This is a genomic window from Streptomyces sp. NBC_01520, from assembly GCF_045040375.1.
GTDB lineage: Bacteria > Actinomycetota > Actinomycetes > Streptomycetales > Streptomycetaceae > Streptomyces.
Window position 1 is genome coordinate 6,238,690 of the sequence record NZ_CP109404.1, and the last position, 19,280, is coordinate 6,257,969.

17 protein-coding genes and 1 pseudogene are annotated in these 19,280 nt (G+C 72.3%); 13 read left to right on the plus strand and 5 right to left on the minus strand.

The window, feature by feature from the left end; translation table 11 throughout:
- The first annotated feature begins 40 nt into the window (after nucleotides 1-40).
- From OG524_RS28210 to OG524_RS28250, 9 genes and pseudogenes are all read left to right on the plus strand, one after another.
- Complete coding sequence (locus OG524_RS28210; RefSeq protein WP_405811875.1) at nucleotides 41-964, plus strand: LLM class F420-dependent oxidoreductase; 924 nt, start codon at nucleotides 41-43, stop codon at nucleotides 962-964.
- A 110-nt stretch (nucleotides 965-1,074) separates the two neighbouring features.
- Nucleotides 1,075-2,022, plus strand: a complete 948-nt coding sequence (mmuM, locus tag OG524_RS28215) for a homocysteine S-methyltransferase (RefSeq protein WP_405387906.1) — start codon at nucleotides 1,075-1,077, stop codon at nucleotides 2,020-2,022.
- A 43-nt stretch (nucleotides 2,023-2,065) separates the two neighbouring features.
- A complete protein-coding gene (locus OG524_RS28220; RefSeq protein WP_405387905.1) occupies nucleotides 2,066-3,562 on the plus strand; it encodes a 3' terminal RNA ribose 2'-O-methyltransferase Hen1 in 1,497 nt (498 codons plus the stop codon).
- On the plus strand, nucleotides 3,559-6,102 hold the full coding sequence (locus OG524_RS28225; protein WP_405387904.1) for a polynucleotide kinase-phosphatase: 2,544 nt from the start codon (nucleotides 3,559-3,561) through the stop codon (nucleotides 6,100-6,102). The genes OG524_RS28220 and OG524_RS28225 overlap by 4 nt, the downstream gene beginning before the upstream one ends.
- 25 nt (nucleotides 6,103-6,127) lie before the next feature.
- Entirely contained in the window at nucleotides 6,128-6,790 is a 663-nt protein-coding gene (locus tag OG524_RS28230) for a hypothetical protein (RefSeq protein ID WP_405811876.1), read from the plus strand.
- Between the two features lie 29 nt (nucleotides 6,791-6,819).
- Nucleotides 6,820-8,052 (plus strand): arginine deiminase, encoded by a 1,233-nt coding sequence (locus OG524_RS28235; RefSeq protein WP_405811877.1) that lies wholly within the window; start codon nucleotides 6,820-6,822, stop codon nucleotides 8,050-8,052.
- Between the two features lie 136 nt (nucleotides 8,053-8,188).
- The gene (gene argF / locus OG524_RS28240; RefSeq protein WP_405387901.1) at nucleotides 8,189-9,190 is read left to right on the plus strand and encodes an ornithine carbamoyltransferase; all 1,002 of its coding nucleotides are present in this window, start codon (nucleotides 8,189-8,191) and stop codon (nucleotides 9,188-9,190) included.
- 293 nt (nucleotides 9,191-9,483) lie between these two features.
- Nucleotides 9,484-9,741, plus strand: a pseudogene (locus OG524_RS28245) (amino acid permease); the annotation flags it as partial.
- A gap of 14 nt (nucleotides 9,742-9,755) precedes the next feature.
- The gene (locus OG524_RS28250) at nucleotides 9,756-9,977 is read left to right on the plus strand and encodes an amino acid permease C-terminal domain-containing protein (RefSeq protein WP_405811878.1); all 222 of its coding nucleotides are present in this window, start codon (nucleotides 9,756-9,758) and stop codon (nucleotides 9,975-9,977) included.
- On the opposite strand, the gene OG524_RS28255 is transcribed toward OG524_RS28250, so the two are convergent.
- On the minus strand, nucleotides 9,928-10,389 hold the full coding sequence (locus tag OG524_RS28255) for an ATP-binding protein (RefSeq protein ID WP_405387898.1): 462 nt from the start codon (nucleotides 10,387-10,389) through the stop codon (nucleotides 9,928-9,930). The two genes, OG524_RS28250 and OG524_RS28255, sit on opposite strands and share 50 nt — an antisense overlap.
- A gap of 321 nt (nucleotides 10,390-10,710) precedes the next feature.
- Here OG524_RS28255 and OG524_RS28260 point away from each other — a divergent pair, with 321 nt between their 5' ends.
- Together OG524_RS28260 and OG524_RS28265 are read left to right on the plus strand one after the other, a co-directional pair.
- Nucleotides 10,711-11,538 (plus strand): enoyl-CoA hydratase family protein, encoded by an 828-nt coding sequence (locus tag OG524_RS28260; protein ID WP_405387896.1) that lies wholly within the window; start codon nucleotides 10,711-10,713, stop codon nucleotides 11,536-11,538.
- Nucleotides 11,523-13,838, plus strand: coding sequence for a bifunctional salicylyl-CoA 5-hydroxylase/oxidoreductase (locus OG524_RS28265; RefSeq protein ID WP_405811879.1), 2,316 nt, complete (start codon nucleotides 11,523-11,525; stop codon nucleotides 13,836-13,838). The genes OG524_RS28260 and OG524_RS28265 overlap by 16 nt, the downstream gene beginning before the upstream one ends.
- On the opposite strand, the gene OG524_RS28270 is transcribed toward OG524_RS28265, so the two are convergent.
- Genes OG524_RS28270 through OG524_RS28285 form a run of 4 tightly spaced genes read right to left on the minus strand, consistent with a single transcriptional unit; the run spans nucleotide 13,825 to nucleotide 17,595 of the window.
- Nucleotides 13,825-14,238: a hypothetical protein gene (locus tag OG524_RS28270; RefSeq protein WP_405811880.1), complete on the minus strand. Its 414-nt coding sequence runs from the start codon at nucleotides 14,236-14,238 to the stop codon at nucleotides 13,825-13,827. The two genes, OG524_RS28265 and OG524_RS28270, sit on opposite strands and share 14 nt — an antisense overlap.
- Before the next feature lie 41 nt (nucleotides 14,239-14,279).
- Entirely contained in the window at nucleotides 14,280-15,101 is an 822-nt protein-coding gene (locus OG524_RS28275) for a GNAT family N-acetyltransferase (RefSeq protein WP_405387892.1), read from the minus strand.
- Between the two features lie 45 nt (nucleotides 15,102-15,146).
- A complete protein-coding gene (locus tag OG524_RS28280) occupies nucleotides 15,147-15,971 on the minus strand; it encodes a PaaX family transcriptional regulator C-terminal domain-containing protein (RefSeq protein ID WP_405387891.1) in 825 nt (274 codons plus the stop codon).
- A 4-nt stretch (nucleotides 15,972-15,975) separates the two neighbouring features.
- Nucleotides 15,976-17,595: an AMP-binding protein gene (locus OG524_RS28285; protein ID WP_405811881.1), complete on the minus strand. Its 1,620-nt coding sequence runs from the start codon at nucleotides 17,593-17,595 to the stop codon at nucleotides 15,976-15,978.
- Between the two features lie 113 nt (nucleotides 17,596-17,708).
- On the opposite strand from OG524_RS28285, the gene OG524_RS28290 reads away from it, so the two are divergent.
- Together OG524_RS28290 and OG524_RS28295 are read left to right on the plus strand one after the other, a co-directional pair.
- Nucleotides 17,709-18,836, plus strand: a complete 1,128-nt coding sequence (locus OG524_RS28290) for an acyl-CoA dehydrogenase family protein (RefSeq protein ID WP_405387889.1) — start codon at nucleotides 17,709-17,711, stop codon at nucleotides 18,834-18,836.
- A complete protein-coding gene (locus OG524_RS28295) occupies nucleotides 18,833-19,234 on the plus strand; it encodes a RidA family protein (protein WP_405387888.1) in 402 nt (133 codons plus the stop codon). The genes OG524_RS28290 and OG524_RS28295 overlap by 4 nt, the downstream gene beginning before the upstream one ends.
- The last annotated feature ends 46 nt before the right edge of the window (nucleotides 19,235-19,280 follow it).

Sequence of the window (19,280 nt, forward strand, 5' to 3'; positions counted from 1 at the left end):
GCGGAGGGGGACGGCGGATCCGAAGGTGCAGGATGGAGGTATGGATCTTCGAATCTTCACCGAGCCCCAGCAAGGGGCGAGCTACGACACCCTGCTCACCGTCGCCCAGGCCACCGAGGACCTGGGCTTCGACGCCTTCTACCGGTCCGACCACTATCTACGCATGGGCGCCGGGGACGGGCTGCCCGGCCCGACCGACGCCTGGATCACCCTGGCCGGACTCGCCCGTGAGACGAAGCGGATCCGGCTCGGCACGCTCATGACGGCGGGCACCTTCCGCCTGCCCGGTGTGCTGGCCATCCAGGTGGCGCAGGTCGACCAGATGTCCGGCGGCAGGGTCGAGCTGGGCCTGGGCGCGGGCTGGTTCGAGGAGGAGCACAAGGCGTACGGCATTCCGTTCCCGAAGGAGAAGTTCGGCCGCCTGGAGGAGCAGCTGGCGATCGTCACCGGTCTGTGGGGGACCGGCACCGGCAAGACCTTCAGCTACGACGGCACGTACTACCAGCTCACCGACTCGCCTGCGCTGCCCAAGCCGGCGCAGGCCAAGGTGCCGGTCCTGATCGGCGGCCACGGCGCGGTCCGTACCCCGCGGCTGGCCGCCCGGTATGCGGACGAGTTCAACATCCCCTTCGCGTCGATCGAGGACAGCGAGAAGCAGTTCGGCCGCGTCAGGAAGGCGGCGAAGGCGGCCGGCCGGGCACCGGAGGACCTGGTGTACTCCAACGCCCTGGTGGTCTGCGTCGGCCGGACCGACGCGGAGGTCGCCCGGCGCGCGTCCGCCATCGGCCGGGACGTCGAGGACCTGAAGGCGAACGGGCTGGCGGGCTCACCCGACGAGGTGGTCGACAAGATCGGCCGGTACGCGGCGATCGGCGCGTCCCGGATCTACCTCCAGGTCCTGGACCTGCACGATCTGGAGCATCTGGAACTCATCTCGTCGCAGGTCCAGTCCCAGCTGAACTGAGCTGAGCTGAGCTGAGCAGAACCGCGGTGCCTTGAACCGCACCGAACCAGGCCGGCCCGAACCGACCGGAACCGACCCCGGGTTCGGCCGCCGTGAAGACAGGAGCAGCTGTGCGATCCGTCCGAAACCCCGGTGTCCCGCCCGGTCGTCCGCCCGGTCGTCCGCTCGGTGACGCGCTCGCCGAGGGGACCGTCGTGCTGGACGGCGGTCTCTCCAACCAGCTGAGGGCGCAGGGGTGCGATCTCTCCGACGCGCTGTGGTCGGCCCGGCTCCTGGCCGACGCGCCGGAACAGATCGAGGCCGCCCACACGGCCTATGTGCGGGCGGGCGCACAGGTGCTCATCACCGCCAGCTACCAGGCGACCTTCGAGGGGTTCGGGCGGCGCGGCATCGGGAGGGACCGGGCCGCGGAGCTGATCGCCGGCAGCGTGGGACTGGCCCGCCGGGCCGGCGCGGTGACCGGGCGGGAGGTCTGGGTCGCCGCGTCGGTCGGCCCGTACGGGGCGATGCTCGCGGACGGCAGCGAGTACCGAGGCCGCTACGGGCTGACCGGGCGGGAGCTGGAGCGCTTCCACCGGCCCAGGGTGGAGGCGCTGGTGGTGGCGGACCCCGATGTGCTCGCCCTGGAGACGGTGCCCGACATCGACGAGGCCGAGGCGCTGCTGCGGGTGGTCCGGGAGTTCCAGGTTCCCGTCTGGCTCTCGTACACCGTGGCGGGGGACCGGACCAGGGCCGGACAGCCGCTGGGGGAGGCGTTCGCCGTGGCGGCGGGGGTCGACCAGGTCGTGGCCGTCGGGGTCAACTGCTGCGATCCCGCCGACGCGGACCGTGCGGTGGAGGTGGCGGCGGCCGTGACGGGGAAACCCGTGGTCGTCTACCCGAACAGCGGCGAGGAGTGGGACGCGGAGGGGCGGGGATGGACCGGGCGGGGCACCTTCGATCCGGGGCGGGTGCGGGACTGGCAGCGGGCCGGGGCACGGCTGGTCGGGGGGTGCTGCCGGGTCGGCCCGTCCGAGATCGCCGAACTGGCGGCGCTGCGAGAGCCGATCGGGCCGTGAAAATGCCTGGTGGGGGGTGGGGCGCGAGGCCATACTCGGACAGGTGTTCCTGACTATCAGTACGACCGGCACCCCTGAGCGTCCCGCCACCGATCTCGGCTTCCTGCTGCACAAGCATCCCGAGAAGGCGCAGACGTTCTCCACCTCGCACGGCACCGCGCACGTCTTCTACCCCGAGGCGTCCGCGGAGCGGTGCACGGCCGCGCTGCTGCTGGAGGTGGATCCGGTGGCGCTGGTGCGGCGGGGCAAGGGAAAGGGCCGGGGCGGCGCGCCCGACGCGGCGCTCGCGCAGTACGTCAACGACCGGCCCTACGCGGCATCGTCCCTGCTCTCGGTCGCGATGGCGACGGTCTTCAAGTCCGCGCTGAACGGGGCCTGCAGGGCCATGCCCGAGCGGGCCCAGGAGCCCCTGACGCTGTGCGTCGAGGTGCCCGCCCTGCCGGCCCGCGGGGGCGCCGAGCTCGTCCACAAGCTCTTCGGCCCGCTCGGCTGGACGCGGGTGGACGCCGTGGCCGTACCACTGGACGAGCAGTTCCCCGAGTGGGGCGACTCGCGCTACGTACGGCTCGTGCTGGAGGGGGAGCTGAGGCTCGCCGACGCGCTGCGCCAGCTGTATGTGCTGCTCCCGGTGCTCGACGACGCCAAGCACTACTGGGTGGCGCCCGACGAGGTGGACAAGCTGCTCCGCGCCGGTGAGGGCTGGCTGGCCGATCACCCCGAGCAGAAGCTCATCACCAGCCGTTATCTGTCCCGCCGTTGGGGGCTGACCCGGCAGGCGATGGAGCGGCTGGAGCTGGTGCGGCTGGCCGAGTCGGACGACCTGGGGGTGGAGAGCGTCGACAACGCCGTGGACGAGACCACCGACACCGAGGAGAGGCCCGTGCCGCTCGCCGAGCAGCGCCGTGCGGCGATCCTGGAGGCGCTGCGCGCCGCCGGGGCGAGCAGGGTGCTCGACCTGGGCTGCGGACAGGGCCAGTTGGTGCAGGCGCTGCTCAAGGACGTCCGCTTCACCGAGATCGTCGGCGTCGACGTGTCGATGCGCGCCCTCACCATCGCCTCGCGCCGGCTGAAGCTGGACCGGATGGGCGAGCGGCAGGCCGCGCGGGTCACCCTCCGGCAGGGCGCCCTCACCTACACGGACAAGCAGCTGAAGGGGTACGACGCCGCGGTGCTCAGCGAGGTGATCGAGCACCTCGACCTGCCGCGGCTCCCGGCCCTGGAGTACGCGGTGTTCGGCTCGGCACGACCGCAGACCGTGCTGGTGACCACGCCGAACGTCGAGTACAACGTCCGCTGGGACACGCTCCCGGCCGGACACGTACGGCACGGCGATCACCGCTTCGAGTGGACCAGGGAGGAATTCCGGGACTGGGCGGGGCAGGTGGCCGGGCGCCACGGCTACGCGGTGACGTACGTGCCGGTGGGGCCGGACGACCCGGAGGTGGGACCGCCCACCCAGATGGCCGTCTTCACGATGACCACGGCGGACGCGGTGTCCGGCGGGACCGACGACACGACGAAGGAGACGAAGGCCGCATGACCAGTACCTCTCGCACCCTGCCGGTGACCGACCTGTCCCTCGTGGTGCTCATCGGCGCCAGCGGTTCCGGAAAGTCCACCTTCGCCCGCAAGCACTTCAAGCCCACCGAGATCGTCTCGTCCGACTTCTGCCGCGGCCTCGTCGCCGACGACGAGAACGACCAGGGCGCCAGCGGTGACGCCTTCGACGTGCTGTACTACATCGCGGGCAAGCGGCTCGCCGCCGGACGGCTCACGGTCGTCGACGCCACCAACGTGCAGGCGGAGAGCCGCAAGAAGCTCGTCCAGCTGGCCCGGGAGTACGACGTACTGCCCATCGCCGTCGTGCTGGACCTGCCCGAGGAGGTCTGCCTCGCGCGCAACGCCGGACGCCCCGACCGGGCCGGCATGCCCCGCCATGTCGTCGCACGCCACCGTCGTGAGCTCCGTCGCTCGCTGCGCGGACTGGAGCGCGAAGGCTTCCGCAAGGTGCACATCCTGCGCACCGAGGAGGAGGCCGACAGCGCCGAAGTCGTCCTGGAGCGCCGCTACAACGACCTCAGGCACCTCACCGGCCCCTTCGACATCATCGGCGACATCCATGGCTGCAGCTCCGAGCTGGAGTCCCTGCTCGGCAAACTCGGTTACACCGACGGCGCGCACCCGGACGGGCGCACCGCGGTGTTCGTCGGCGACCTCGTCGACCGGGGCCCCGACAGTCCCGGCGTGCTGCGCCGTGTGATGTCCATGGTGGCCGAGGGCAACGCCCTGTGTGTACCCGGCAACCACGAGAACAAGCTCGGCCGCTACCTCAAGGGGAGGAAGGTGCAGGTCAGGTACGGCCTCGCCGAGACCATCGAGCAGCTGGAGCGGGTGGACGCCGAGGACCCGGAATTCCGGGAGCGGGTCAAGGAGTTCATCGACGGGCTGGTCAGCCACTACGTCCTGGACGACGGCAAGCTGGTCGTCTGCCACGCAGGCCTGCCCGAGAAGTACCACGGGCGCACGTCCGGCCGGGTCCGTTCGTACGCGCTGTACGGGGACACGACCGGCGAGACCGACGAGTTCGGGCTGCCCGTGCGCTATCCGTGGGCGGAGGACTATCGCGGCCGTGCCGCCGTGGTCTACGGCCACACACCGGTCCCCACCACGTCCTGGGTCAACAACACCCTCTGCCTGGACACCGGAGCGGTCTTCGGCGGCAGGATGACCGCGCTGCGCTGGCCCGAGCGCGAGATCGTCGACGTACCGGCCGAGAAGGTCTGGTACGAGCCGGCGAAGCCGCTGACGACCGAGGCGCCCGGAGGCAGGGAGGGCCGTCCGCTGGACCTCGCCGACGTGCAGGGCCGCCGGATCGTGGAGACCCGGCAGATGGGCCGCATCGCGGTGCGCGAGGAGAACGCGGCGGCCGCGCTCGAAGTCATGAGCCGCTTCGCCGTCGACCCGAGACTGCTGGCCTACCTCCCGCCGACCATGGCCCCGACAGCGACCTCGCGCGAGGAGGGCTTCCTGGAGCATCCGGCCGAGGCCTTCGCCCAGTACCGCACGGACGGGGTCGCCAAGGTCGTCTGCGAGGAGAAGCACATGGGCTCGCGCGCGGTGGCACTGGTGTGCCGCGACGCGGACACGGCCCGCGAGCGCTTCGGGACCGACGGCCCCACCGGCGCCCTGCACACCCGCACCGGGCGGCCGTTCCTGGACGACGCGGCGCTCACCGAGGTGATCCTCGGAAGGCTCCGCACGGCCGTCACCGCCGCCGGACTCTGGGAGGAGTGGGACACCGACTGGGTGCTGCTGGACGCCGAGCTCATGCCCTGGTCCCTGAAGGCGGCCGGGCTGCTGCGCTCGCAGTACGCGGCCGTCGGCGCCGCGTCGGGTGCGGTGCTGCCCGTGGCCGGTGACGCCCTGGCCGCGGCGGAGGCCCGCGGTGTGGATGTCGGCGCGCTCGCGGGCCGTCAGCGGGAGCGCGCCGCGGACGCCACCGCGTTCACCGAGGCGTACCGCCGCTACTGCTGGAGCACCGAGGGGCTCGACGGGGTCCGGCTCGCGCCGTTCCAGATCCTCGCCGTGCGGGGGCGTTCGCTCGCTTCCGTGCCGCACGACGAGCAACTGGCCTGGCTGGACCGCCTCGTCGAGCACGACCCGACCGGACTGCTCCAGGTCACCCGTCGCCTCGTCGTCGACACCGGCGACGACGCCTCCGTGCGCGCCGGCGTCGACTGGTGGCTGGAGATGACCGGGCGCGGCGGAGAGGGCATGGTCGTCAAGCCGCTCGGCGCCCTGGTGCGGGACGAGAAGGGCAGGCTCGTCCAGCCGGGCATCAAGGTGCGCGGCCGGGAGTACCTGCGGATCATCTACGGCCCCGAGTACACGCGCCCGGAGAATCTGGACCGGCTGCGTGGACGGTTCCTCGGCCACAAGCGGTCGCTGGCCCTGCGCGAGTACGTCCTCGGCCTGGAGGCGCTGGACCGGCTGGCCGAGGGGGAGCCGCTGTGGCGGATCCACGAGGCGGTCTTCGCGGTGCTCGCCCTGGAGTCGGAGCCGGTCGACCCCCGGCTCTGAGGGCAGTCCGAAGGATGTCCGAGGCGTGGCCTCTCCCTGCCGGACACCGGTGCGGAGAGGCCGAGACGCCTCACCGCGCGGACGCGAGTCACCTCATGTCCGACAGTCCGCGCTCGGGTTCTCCGACTCCGGCGGCCTCTGCTACGGGACGGACACGAGCAACGGCGAGCCGGTGTTCGTCAAGGAGGCCCGTCCCCTCACGGACTGCTGGGGCGTCGGCGAGGAGCGCTGGGACGCACCGTGCTTCCTGCGGCGCGAGTTCGCCATGCTGGGGCGCCTGGGGGATCTCGGCTTCTGCCCCGGCCCCGTGGACCTCTTCGAGGGGTCGGAGCACACGTTCCCCGGCGAACAGCGCGTCTTCGCCACGGGTATGCGCAGCTACTGGGCTCGTAACGATGTCGTCATCGCCCCCTACATCCGCTCGCCCGGTCGCGGTCGACGTGTGGGTGGAGAAAATCCGTCAGGTGCCGTGGAACCGATCCGCATGGTGGACGCCGTACACCGGAAGGGAGCGCTGATCGGAGATCTCTCACCCGAGAACATCCTGATCGACCCCGATTCCACGAAGATGTGGATCGTCGACTTCGAGAGCGCCGTCACGACGGACGACGAAGCACCGCATACTCGCGCCCGCGCACTGGGCGCGAACGGCAGAGGCAGGGAAACAGCGGGCGGTTCGCAGGGGTGAACGATGCTCCGCGCGGTGAGGATGGATACATGGGATTCCATGTCGACTCCGAGGCCGGGCGGCTGCGCCGCGTCATCCTGCACCGCCCCGATCTGGAACTGAAGCGGCTCACCCCCAGCAACAAGGACGCGCTCCTGTTCGACGACGTGCTGTGGGTGCGCCGCGCCAGGGAGGAGCACGACGGTTTCGCCGACGTCCTGCGCGACCGGGGTGTGGAGGTCCATCTCTTCGGTGATCTGCTCCGGGAGTCCCTCGACATCCCGGTGGCGCGGCGGCTGGTCCTCGACCGGGTCTTCGATGAGAAGGAGTACGGCCCGCTCGCCACCGAGCATCTGCGGGCCGCCTTCGAGGAGCTGTCCGCCGCCGAGCTGACCGAGGCGCTGGTCGGCGGGATGACCAAACGGGAGTTCCTGGAGCGGCACGCCGAGCCGATCTCCGTCCGCTTCCACGTCATGGACCTGGACGACTTCCTCCTCAACCCGCTGCCCAACCACCTCTTCACCCGGGACACCTCGGCGTGGATCTACGACGGGGTGTCGATCAACGCGATGCGCTGGCCGGCCAGGCAGCGCGAGACCGTGCACTTCGAGGCGATCTACCGGCACCACCCGCTGTTCACCGGTCCGGAGGCGGGCCCCTTCCACCACTGGTCGGAAGGCCAGCACGACTACCCGTCCACCATCGAGGGCGGCGACGTCCTCGTCATCGGCCGGGGTGCCGTCCTGATCGGGATGAGTGAACGCACCACCCCGCAGGCCGTCGAGATGCTGGCCAGGGGCCTCTTCGACGCCGGCTCGGCCCGCACGATCGTGGCGCTCGACATGCCCAAGCGCCGTGCGTTCATGCACCTCGACACGGTGATGACGATGATCGACGGGGACACGTTCACGCAGTACGCCGGACTCGGGATGCTCCGGTCCTACACGATCGAGCCCGGCAGCGGCCCCCGCGAGCTGAAGGTCACCGACCATCCGCCCGAGCACATGCACCGGGCCATCGCCGCCGCGCTCGGCCTCGACACGATCCGGGTCCTCACCGCCACCCAGGACGTCCACGCCGCCGAGCGCGAGCAGTGGGACGACGGGTGCAACGTGCTGGCCGTGGAGCCGGGCGTCGTGGTGGCGTACGAGCGCAACGCCACCACGAACACCTATCTGCGGAAGCAGGGCATCGAGGTCATAGAGATCCGAGGCAGCGAACTGGGCCGGGGCCGTGGTGGTCCGCGCTGCATGAGCTGTCCGGTGGTGCGCGACCCGGTGTGAGCTGCCCCGGTGCTCCCCGTGCCGGTGATTCCCGCGGGCTTCCACACCAGGGGGCTGTATAGCAATGCAGGGTCTCGTATAGACTTCCAGGGTCTCTCTGTACGCATGCCCTCAGCCCGACCCAGGAGCAGTCACCATGGCCATAGACCTCGTAGGCCGCCACTTCCTCAAGGAGCTGGATTTCACGGCCGAGGAGTTCCGCGGCCTGATCGCCCTGGCGGCAGAGCTCAAGGCCGCGAAGAAGGCCGGCGAGGAAGCGCGGCGGCTGACCGGCAAGAGCATCGCGCTGATCTTCGAGAAGACCTCCACCCGTACCCGCTGCGCCTTCGAGGTGGCCGCCGCCGACCAGGGGGCGTCCACGACGTACCTGGACCCCTCCGGTTCCCAGATGGGGCACAAGGAGTCGGTGAAGGACACGGCACGGGTGCTCGGCCGGATGTTCGACGGTATCGAGTACCGGGGTGACAGCCAGCAGGCCGTCGAGGAACTGGCCGCGTACGGCGGGGTCCCCGTCTTCAACGGCCTCACGGACGACTGGCACCCGACCCAGATGCTCGCGGACATCCTCACGATGACCGAGCACAGCGAGAAGCCGCTGGAGGAGCTCGCCTTCGCCTACCTCGGTGACGCTCGCTTCAACATGGGAAACTCCTACCTGATCACGGGTGCCCTGCTCGGCATGGACGTCCGGATCGTCGCGCCCGCGGCCTACTGGCCGGCCCGGGAGATCGTGGACCGTGCCCACGAGCTCGCCCGGTCGAGCGGTGCGCGGGTCACCCTCACCGAGGACATCGCCGAAGGCGTCCTGGGCGCCGACTTCGTCGCCACCGACGTCTGGGTCTCCATGGGTGAGCCCAAGGAGGTGTGGGACGAGCGCATCACCGCCCTCGCGGGCTACGCCGTGACCATGGACGTCCTGCGCGCCACCGGCAACGACGCCGTGAAGTTCCTGCACTGCCTCCCGGCCTTCCACGACCTCGGCACGAAGGTGGGCCGCGACATCCACGCGCGGCACGGACTGACGGCGCTGGAGGTCACCGACGAGGTCTTCGAGTCCGCGCACTCCGTGGTCTTCGACGAGGCGGAGAACCGGATGCACACCATCAAGGCCGTCCTCGTGGCCACCATGGCCGGGTAAGCGGCTGCCAGGGCCGGGTAGCGGCGGCCAGGGTCGAACGCAGGGCGGCGGAACGTATGATCATGCACCTGATTGGGTAAATATGCGTATGAATGGCTATTATGGTGCCGCTTGACGGGGTTCGGGCCCGCACGCTCGAACCCCTTTTCCGTGCGTGCGGGCCCCTGGTCCACGCAGGCCGCAGCCCTCCCCGCGGGCAGGCCCCCTGCCCCCACGGGCTCCCCGCACACGCTCAACCGGAGAAGAGCGTCCCCCACGCCCCGGCCCCCCACGCCCCGGCGAAGCCGTCGTACGTGACCCGGGCGTGCGTCAAGAGCCCCGGGCTGCTGGTTGCCGAGTCCGGCGCCGACCTGGAAGGCCACGGCCTGCGGCGCGCCATGGGGCTGTTCCAGCTCGTCCGCTTCGGTGTCGGCGCGATCGTCGGCACCGGGATCTTCGTCGGCCTGTCCGGCAGCGTCGCCGAGGCGGGTCCCGCCGTGGTGGTCTCCTTCGTCCTCGCCGCGATCACCTGCATCCTCACCGCCTTCTCCTTCGCCGAGCTCGGCGGTGCCGCCGCAACCCGGAGGTGAAGCGCTCCTTCCGGGTGCCGCTGTATCCGCTCAGCCCGGTGCTGGGCGTCGCGTTCTGCCTGTACCTGATCTACGGGACCGGCTGGACGACCTGGCTGCAGTTCGTGGTCTTCCTGGCCGTCGGCGCGCTCGCCTACGCCGGTTACGGGCGTAGCAGGTCGCGGCTGGTCAGCTCCGCGGGGACGGGCCCGGCTGCTTCGGGACCGAAGGAAGGGTGAACCAGACCGCCTTGCCGTGCTCCGTGGTGCGGTGACCGCACGCCGAGCTGAGGGTGCGGATCAGGAGCAGGCCGCGGCCGTGCTCCTGCCAGAGGTCGGGCTGACTGCCGGGGCCGGGGCGGGACAGGTCGCCTGGCGGGTCCGGGTCGTGGTCGTGGACCTCCACCTGGCAGCCGGTCGCCATCAGCTCGACCACCAGCTCGATGGGCCCGGCGCCGTTCGTGTGCTCCACGGCGTTCGCGACCAGCTCGGCGGTGAGGAGCTCGGCGGTATCGCTGTCCGCCGGCGCCTCGATGTCCGCCAGCGCCGTCCGGATGAGGGCGCGGGCGATGGGCACCGCGGCCGTGGAGTGCGGCAGGGCGATGCGCCAGGAGGTGGGTGCGGGCGGGGGAGCGGGGGCGTCGGGGGACAAGGCGGGTTTCCGTTCGGGAGCGGGACTTCCTGTACGGGACTCATGTTCCGGGTCCGCGGTTCCCGGGCCCTGTTCCAGGGCCGGTGTTCCGGGACCGCGGTAGCGGGGGACGGCTGCACCAGGAGTTCCGTATCGGGACTTCCTGCGTTCAACCATACGAAGTGCAGCGCCTCAGACATAGAGGCGGCCGACCGGTACAAAGGGGACCTTCGCCACATCGGCCTCACCGATCGTTTATCGCGCTCTCATGACGGAAGTCACGTATGAGTGATAACTTCGAAGCGGATCAGCAGCAGTCCGACGGCTGGAGGGGACCCTTCCATGAGCCCGTTCACCGGCTCCGCTCCGCACACGGAGCGCTGGCAGCACCTGCGCCTGACGCTGGACGACGGCGTGGCGACCGTCACCCTCGCCCGCCCCGAGAAGCTCAACGCGCTCACCTTCGGCGCCTACGCCGACCTGCGTGACCTCCTGGCCGAGCTCTCCCGCGAAGGCACCGTACGCGCGCTCGTGCTCGCCGGGGAGGGGCGCGGATTCTGCTCCGGCGGCGACGTCGACGAGATCATCGGCGCCACGCTCGCGATGGACACCGCCCAGCTCCTGGACTTCAACCGGATGACCGGCCTGGTCGTCCGGGCCCTGCGGGAATGCCCCTTCCCCGTCGTCGCCGCCGTGCACGGGGTCGCCGCCGGGGCCGGAGCCGTGCTCGCCCTCGCCGCCGACTTCCGTGTCGCCGACCCGTCGGCCCGCTTCGCCTTCCTCTTCACCCGGGTCGGCCTCTCCGGCGGCGACATGGGCGCCGCCTACCTGCTGCCCCGGGTCGTCGGCCTCGGCCACGCCACCCGGCTCCTGATGCTCGGCGAACCCGTCCGCGCCCCCGAGGCGGAACGCATCGGGCTGATCAGCGAGCTCGCCGAGGAAGGACGGGCCGACGCGCAGGCCGCGGCGCTCGCCCGCAGGCTGGCCGAGGGCCCCGCCCTCGCCCTCGCCCGGACGAAGGCTCTGCTCACCGCCGAGCTCGACATGCCGCTGGCCGCGTCCGTGGAGATGGACGCCGCCACGCAGGCCCTCCTGATGACCGGCGAGGACTATGCGGAGTTCCATGCCGCCTTCACCGAGAAGCGGCCGCCGAAGTGGCAGGGCCGGTAGCGGTGTCCCCCTCGGACCCGCGGCCGGGCACCGGGCGGATCGCCGTCATCGGCGGCGGCCCGGGTGGCCTCTACGCGGCGGCCCTCCTCAAGCGCCTCGACCCCCGGCGCGAGGTCACCGTCTGGGAGCGCAACGCACCCGACGACACGTTCGGCTTCGGGGTGGTCCTGTCCGACGAGACGCTCGGCGGCATCGAGCACGCCGACCCCGTCGTGTACCGCGCGCTGCGGGACGAGTTCGTCCGCTGGGACACCATCGACGTCGTCCACCGCGGTGCCGTCCACACCTCGGGCGGCCACGGCTTCGCCGCCCTCGGCCGCCGACGGCTGCTGCGGATCCTGCACGCCCGCTGCGAATCCCTCGGCGTACGCCTCCGCTTCCGGACCCCCGCCCCGCCCGCCGCCGAGCTCGCCGCCCGGCACGACCTGGTGATCGCCGCGGACGGGGTGCACAGCGCCACCCGCGAGGCCCACGCCGCCGAATTCGGCCCCCGGATCACCACCCACCGCAACCGCTACATCTGGCTCGCCGCGGACTTCGCGTTCGACGCCTTCCGCTTCGAGACCGCCGAGACCGCGCACGGCGTGACGCAGTTGCACGCCTACCCCTTCTCACCCGACGCCTCCACCGTGATCGTCGAGATGCGCGAAGAGGTCTGGCGGGCGGCCGGGCTCGACACCCGCGACATCGCCGGGTCCACCGAACACTGCGCCAAGATCTTCGCGGACGCACTCGGCGGCCGGCCGCTGCGCTCCAACAACTCCTCCTGGCTCACCTTCGCCACCGTCACCAACTCCCGCTGGTCGCACGGCAACACGGTCCTCATCGGCGACGCCGCCCACACCGCCCACTTCTCCATCGGCTCCGGCACCAAGCTCGCCGTCGAGGACGCCCTCGCACTGGCCGCCTGCATCGAGGAACAGCCCGACCTGCCCACCGCCCTCGCCGCGTACGAGGCGGAGCGCCGCCCGGTCGTCCTGTCCACCCAGCGCGCGGCGGCGGCCAGCCTGCGCTGGTTCGAGGAACTCCCGCAGTACATGGACCAGCCGCCCCGCCGGTTCGCGTTCAACCTCCTCACCCGCAGCCGCCGCGTCACCCACGGCAACCTCCGGCTGCGCGACCCCGGCTTCACCGGGGCGGTCGAGGAGGAGTTCGGCTGTCCGCCCGGCACCCCGCCGATGTTCACACCGCTCCGCCTGCGCGGCCTCGAACTGCGCAACCGCGTCGTCGTCTCGCCCATGGACATGTACTCCGCCGTCGACGGGATGCCCGGCGACTTCCACCTCGTCCACCTCGGCGCCCGCGCACTCGGCGGCGCCGGCCTCACCATGACCGAGATGGTGTGCGTGAGCCCCGAAGGCCGTATCACCCCCGGCTGCACCGGACTGTGGACCGACGCACAGGAAGCGGCCTGGACCAGGATCACCCGCTTCGTCCACGACTCCGCCCCCGGCGCGGCGATCGGCGTCCAGCTCGGCCACTCCGGCCGCAAGGGCTCCACGAAGCTGATGTGGGACGGCATCGACCAGCCCCTGGACGAGGGCAACTGGCCGGTCGCCGCCGCCTCCCCGATCCCGTACACCCCGGGCGCCGGCCAGATCCCGTACGCCCTGGACCGGGCCGGACTCGACACCGTCCGCGAGCGGTTCACCGACGCCGCCCGGCGGGCCGCCCGCTGCGGATTCGACCTCCTCGAACTGCACTGCGCGCACGGCTACCTGCTCTCCGGCTTCCTCTCCCCGCTCACCAACCGGCGCACCGACGCCCACGGCGGACCGCTGGAGAACCGCCTCCGCTTCCCCCTGGAGGTCTTCGACGCGGTCCGCGAGGTCTGGCCCGAGGACCGGCCCATGACCGTCCGGATCTCCGCGACCGACTGGGCCGAGGGCGGCACGAGCCCCGAGGACGCCCTCGGGATCGCCCGCGCCTTCGCCGCACACGGCGCCGACGCCATCGACGTCTCCACCGGCCAGGTCGTCCCGGACGAACACCCCGAGTACGGCCGCTCCTACCAGACCCCGTACGCCGACCGGATCCGCAACGCCCTGGACGTCCCCGTCATCGCGGTCGGCGCCATCTCCTCCTGGGACGACGTCAATTCGCTGCTCCTCGCCGGCCGCGCCGACCTCTGCGCCCTGGCCCGCCCCCACCTGTACGACCCGCACTGGACCCTGCACGCGGCCGCCGAACAGGGCTACGAGGGGACGGGCGCCCCCTGGCCCCTCCCGTACCGCGCGGGCAGCCGCACCCCGCCGACGGGCCGCACCGACGCACCCAGGCCCCGGCTCACCCTGGGCTGAGCGTCAGGCACTCGTGGCAGCGGCAGGGCAGCGGATGAGGTGCGCCCCACGAGGTGGCGCGGTACTCGGCCGCCAGCCGTCCGGGCAGGGCGGCCGGCTCCCCCGCGTCCTCCCGGCCCGACAGGCAGCCGCCCACGCCGGCCTCCTCGCACAGTCGCAGTACGGTCGGGCTGTGGACCGGCACGGAGCGGAAGGTGCGCAGGTTGCGCGTCGCCATGCCGATCGTGATGTACGTGCCCGTGCGGCGGCCGCGCCCGATCGTGGTCAGCTGCTCGTGGGCCGTTCCCGGATACGTCGCGATCACATGCATCTTCGAGCCGCCCCGGCAGGACTTGGTGCCCGGCCGCAGCTCCTGTCCGCCGTCCCCGTACCGCCGCCACCGCACCACGGTCGCGGCCACGAGCCAGACCTGCCCAAGGGGCGCATCCCCGGCCCCGTCCGTCACTTGGGCTCCGCGGTGATCAGCAGCCGGTCGGAGACCGGCTCGTAACCGATGCGCCGGTACACGCCGTTGCTCGTCGGGTTCGCGAGGTCGGTGAACAGCAGTACCTCCCGCACGCCCGCCGCCCGCGCGGCCCGGCTCACCTCGGCCGTCACCGCCGCCGCGTACCCCCGCCCCCGGTGCTCCGGTGGTGTGTAGACGGTCGCCACCCGGACCGTGCCCGCGATCCGGCGGGAGACCCCGGCCATCGACACGGGCACCCCCGCGTCCTCCCAGAGTGTCAGCCCGCCGTCCGTCGTCCGCTCGTCGACGAGCCGCTCGGCATGCGTGCCCGGCCGGCCGACCTGTTCGGCGAACGCCAGATGCCAGTCCACCAGCAGGGCCCGGTCGGCCCCCGTCGCGGCGCGCGGCAGGCCGGTGGGGGCCGGGGAAGGCGGGGCCAACTCGCCCAGGCGGTACAGCCGTTGCTCCTGCTCGACGCGATGGCCCGGCCAGTGTGCCGCCAGCGCGACGGCCGTGGCGCGGTCCGCGTCGACCCCGCTCATCGGGAACACTTCGATCAGCGGGGCGACCGCCTCCGGGGCCACCGTACCCAGCAGCGGCGGATACGGCGGAGTCCGCACCAGCGTCCCCGCGACCTCACTGTCGTCCCCGCGCCACCAGCCGAGCACCGGGGCGCCCTCGCCGTACGCGTGCGGGCCGCCACGCCGCAGCGTCCCGGTGACGGTCAGCACCAGGGTGTTCTCGACGGGCCGCGCCGTCAGCGAGGCCCCGGCCGCGTCCAGGAAGACGTCGACGTCATCGGTGAAGGTCCAGGTCATGCCTCATCGTGCCGGTTCGACCGGCCGGCGGGCATCCGGATTCCATCAGGTGGCCCGCGCGTGCACGAACAGGGCCCCGGCATCCCGCAGCCGGGTGTGCAGCAGCCCGAACACCTCCGCCGAGCGGGCCCCCGGCCAGTCCTTCGGCAGCAGCTCCCCGGGCAGCCCCGGATCCGCGTACGGCAGCCGCCGCCAGGAATCCAGCGCCGGGAGGTAGTCCCGGTACGCCTCCTGCGGATCCGGCACCGACCCGGCGGGCCTCGCCTGCCAGGACCGGAGCACGGGTTCCTGCCGCTCCAGGAAGTCCAGATGGAGCCCGGCGACCGCGTCCAGGTCCCACCAGCGCGCCACGGACTCCTTCGTCGCGGCGAAACCGAGGTGCTCCCCGCGGAACAGCTCGACGTACGGGGCCAGTTCCAGCCGCTCCAGGGTGTGCCGCGTCTCCTCGTACAGCCCGGCGGGAGCGATCCACACACCGGGCGCCGCCGTGCCGAAGCCGAGCCGGCCGAGCCGGGAGCGCAGCAGGTGCCGCTTGTGGCGTTCGGCCTCCGGTACGGAGAAGACGGCGAGCACCCAGCCGTCCCGGAGCCGGGGCTCCGGACGGCGGTAGATCCGCCGGTCCCCGTCGTCCAGCAACTGCCGGGCGTCGGGCGACAGCGCGTACCCCGCCGCGCCGTCCGCCGTCCGGGCGGGCACCAGCAGTTCACGGCGCTTGAGCCGCGACACGGAGGAACGCACGGACGGGGCGTCGACGCCGACGGCGTGCAACAGCCGGATCAGCTCGGACACCGCCAGCGGCGCGTTGCCGGGGGAACGCCCGTACGCGCCGTAGAGGGTGACGATCAGGGAACGGGGGGTGTGCTCGGCCACGCGATCACTCTAGAGCGCCCGTGCCACGCAGCCGGAAGCGCTGGAGCTTTCCGGTCGCCGTCCGGGGAAGCGCGGGCAGGAACTCGAAGACGCGCGGGCACTTGTGCGGAGCCAGCTCGGACCTCATGTGCCTGCGCAGGGCGTCGGCGGACTGCTCCGCACCCGCGCGCAGCACCACGTACGCCGCCACGATCTGGCCGCGCAGCTCGTCCTCCCGGCCCACCACCGCGGCCTCCACCACCTCGGGGTGGCGCAGGAGCGCTTCTTCCACCTCGGGACCGGCGATGTTGTAACCGGACGAGATGATCATGTCGTCGGCGCGGGCGACGTACCGGAAGTACCCGTCGGGCTCGCGGACGTAGGTGTCGCCGGTGATGTTCCAGCCGTGGCGCACATAGGCGCGCTGACGCTCGTCGGCGAGGTAGCGGCAGCCGACCGGGCCGCGTACCGCGAGCAGGCCGGGTACGCCGTCGGGCAGTTCCTCGCCGTCGTCGTCCACCACCCGCGCCCGCCAGCCGGGCACCGGCCTGCCCGTGGTACCCGGGCGGATGGCGTCGTCGGCCGCCGAGATGAAGATGTGCAGCAGCTCGGTGGCGCCGATGCCGTTGATGATGCGCAGCCCCGTCCGCTCGTACCAGGAGTGCCAGGTCGCGGCGGGCAGATTCTCCCCCGCCGAGACGCAGCGCCGCAGCGCGGACAGGTCGTGGCCGTCGAGCGCGTCGAGCATCAGGCGGTACGCGGTCGGCGCGGTGAACAGCACCGACACCCGGTGGGCGGCGAGCGCGGGCAGCAGCCGTCCGGGCCCGGCCTGTTCCAGCAGCAGCGCCGACGCACCGGCCCGCAGCGGAAAGATCACCAGACCGCCGAGCCCGAACGTGAAGCCCAGTGGCGGGCTGCCCGTGAACACGTCGTCCGGGACCGGCCGCAGGATGTGGCGGGCGAAGGTGTCGGCGACGGCCAGCACGTCACGGTGGACGTGCATGCAGCCCTTGGGCCGTCCGGTGGTCCCCGAGGTGAACGCGATGAGCGCCACGTCGTCGGCGGCGGTGTCCACCGCCCGGTACGGCCCAGGCCGGGCCGCCGCGAGCGTCGTCAGGTCGTCGGGTCCGCCGCCGCCGTACGTGGTGATCCGCAGCCCGGGCACCCGCGCCCCCACCAGGTCGTCGACGGACCTGATGTCGCACAGCGCGTGGCCGACCCTGGCGAGCGAGCAGACCGTGGCGAGCTCCGCCGCCCGCTGCTGGGCCAGGACCGTCACGGCGACCGCGCCCGCCTTCATCACCGCGAGCCAGCAGGCCGCGAGCCAGGGGGTGGTGGGGCCGCGCAGCAGCACCCGGTTGCCGGGGACGACACCCAGATCGGAGGTCAGCACCCGGGCGATCCGGTCCACCCGGTCCCGCAGCTCCCCGTAGCTCCAGACGCCGCCGTCGGCGGTGCGGAACGCGGGGCGGTCCGGGCCGAGGCGGTCGACGGTCCGGTCGAGGAGCTCGTACCCGCAGTTCAGACGGTCCGGATAGCGCAGCTCGGGCAGGTCGAAGACCAGCTCGGGCCACTGGCCGGCGGGCGGGAGATGGTCGCGCGCGAACGTGTCGGTGTGCGCACTCGCGGTATCTGACGGCTTCATGAAGCATCGCCCCCTAGTCGCCCTTGGAGCGTATCGTTTGGGTGACGGTAGTCAACGGTCCGCGATAAGTCCGCAACGAGTCAGCGATACGTCGCGACAAGAGAGGCGCCGGTATGACGGCATTCTCGCTCGAACCCGGTCAGACCGCCTGGTGTGACGAGCTGTACGCACTCGCCCGGGGGCAGCTGCGCCCCCTCGCCGAGAAGAGCGAGCCCGGCCGGGTCGACCGCCCGCTGCTCGCCGCGCTCGGCGAGCTCGGCCTGCTGGACCGGATGCTTCGCTCCGGTGCGCTGGACCTCTGCCTGCTGCGCGAATCGCTGGCACGCGGCTGCACCGAGGCCGAGACCGCACTCGCGCTGCAGGGCCTGGGCACCTACCCCGTCGTCCAGGCGGGCACCCCGGCTCAGCGCGGACGCTGGCTCCCCGAGGTGCGCGCGGGCCGCGCCGTCGCCGCGTTCGCGCTCAGCGAGCCGGATGCCGGATCGGACGCGGCGGCCCTGGCACTCGCAGCCCGCCGCACCCCGGACGGCTGGCGGCTGACCGGCGAGAAGTGCTGGATCTCCAACGCCCCGGAGGCCGACTTCTACACCGTCTTCGCCCGCACGACCGAAGGCGCCGGAGCGCGCGGGGTCACCGCGTTCCTCGTCCCCGCGGACCGTCGGGGGCTCAGCGGCACGGCCCTGGACATGCTCTCCCCGCACCCCATCGGGACCCTGGCCTTCGACGGCGTACCCGTCACCGCCCAGGACGTGCTCGGGGAGACGGACCGGGGCTTCCGGGTCGCGATGGACACCCTGAACCTCTTCCGGCCCAGCGTCGGCGCGTTCGCCGTCGGCATGGCGCGTGCCGCGCTCGACGCCACCCTGGAGCACACGGCGCGCCGCACCGCGTTCGGCGGCCCGCTCAAGGACCTGCAGGCCGTCTCCCACCAGGTCGCCGAGATGGCCACCCGCACCGAGGCCGCCCGCCTCCTGGTGTACGCCGCCGCCGCGGCCCACGACGCGGGCGAGCCCGGTGTACCCCGGCGCGCCGCGATGGCCAAGCTGTACGCCACGGAGACCGCGCAGTACGTCGTCGACGCGGCCGTCCAGCTGCACGGCGCACGGGCCCTGCGCCGCGGCCATCTGCTCGAACACCTCTACCGCGAGGTCCGCGCGCCCCGGATCTACGAGGGCGCCACCGAGGTACAGCGCACCATCATCGCCAAGGAGCTGTACGCGACCCAGGAGACGCCCGCATGAATCCCCTCACCCGGATCAACCCACCCGAACTCGCCCCGCCCACCGGCTTCTCGCACGCCGTGACCGCCACCGGCGGCCGGCTGGTCTTCCTGGCCGGCCAGACCGCCCTGGACGGGGACGGGAAGGTCGTCGGCGCCACCCTGCCCGAGCAGTTCGAGACGGCACTCGGCAATCTGCTCACCGCCCTGCGCGCGGCGGGCGGCTCCCCGGCGTCCCTGGCCCGGGTCACCGTGTACGCCACCGATGTCGCGGACTACCGCTCCCACGCCCCCGAACTGGGCAGGATCTGGCGCCGGCTCGCGGGGCGCGAGTACCCGGCGATGGCGGTGATCGGAGCGGCCAGGCTCTGGGACGAGCAGGCCCTGGTCGAGCTCGACGGCATCGCGGTGCTCGACTGATGCACGACCGAAGCACGGCGCGACCGGCGCGCCCCGCGCGGGCGCC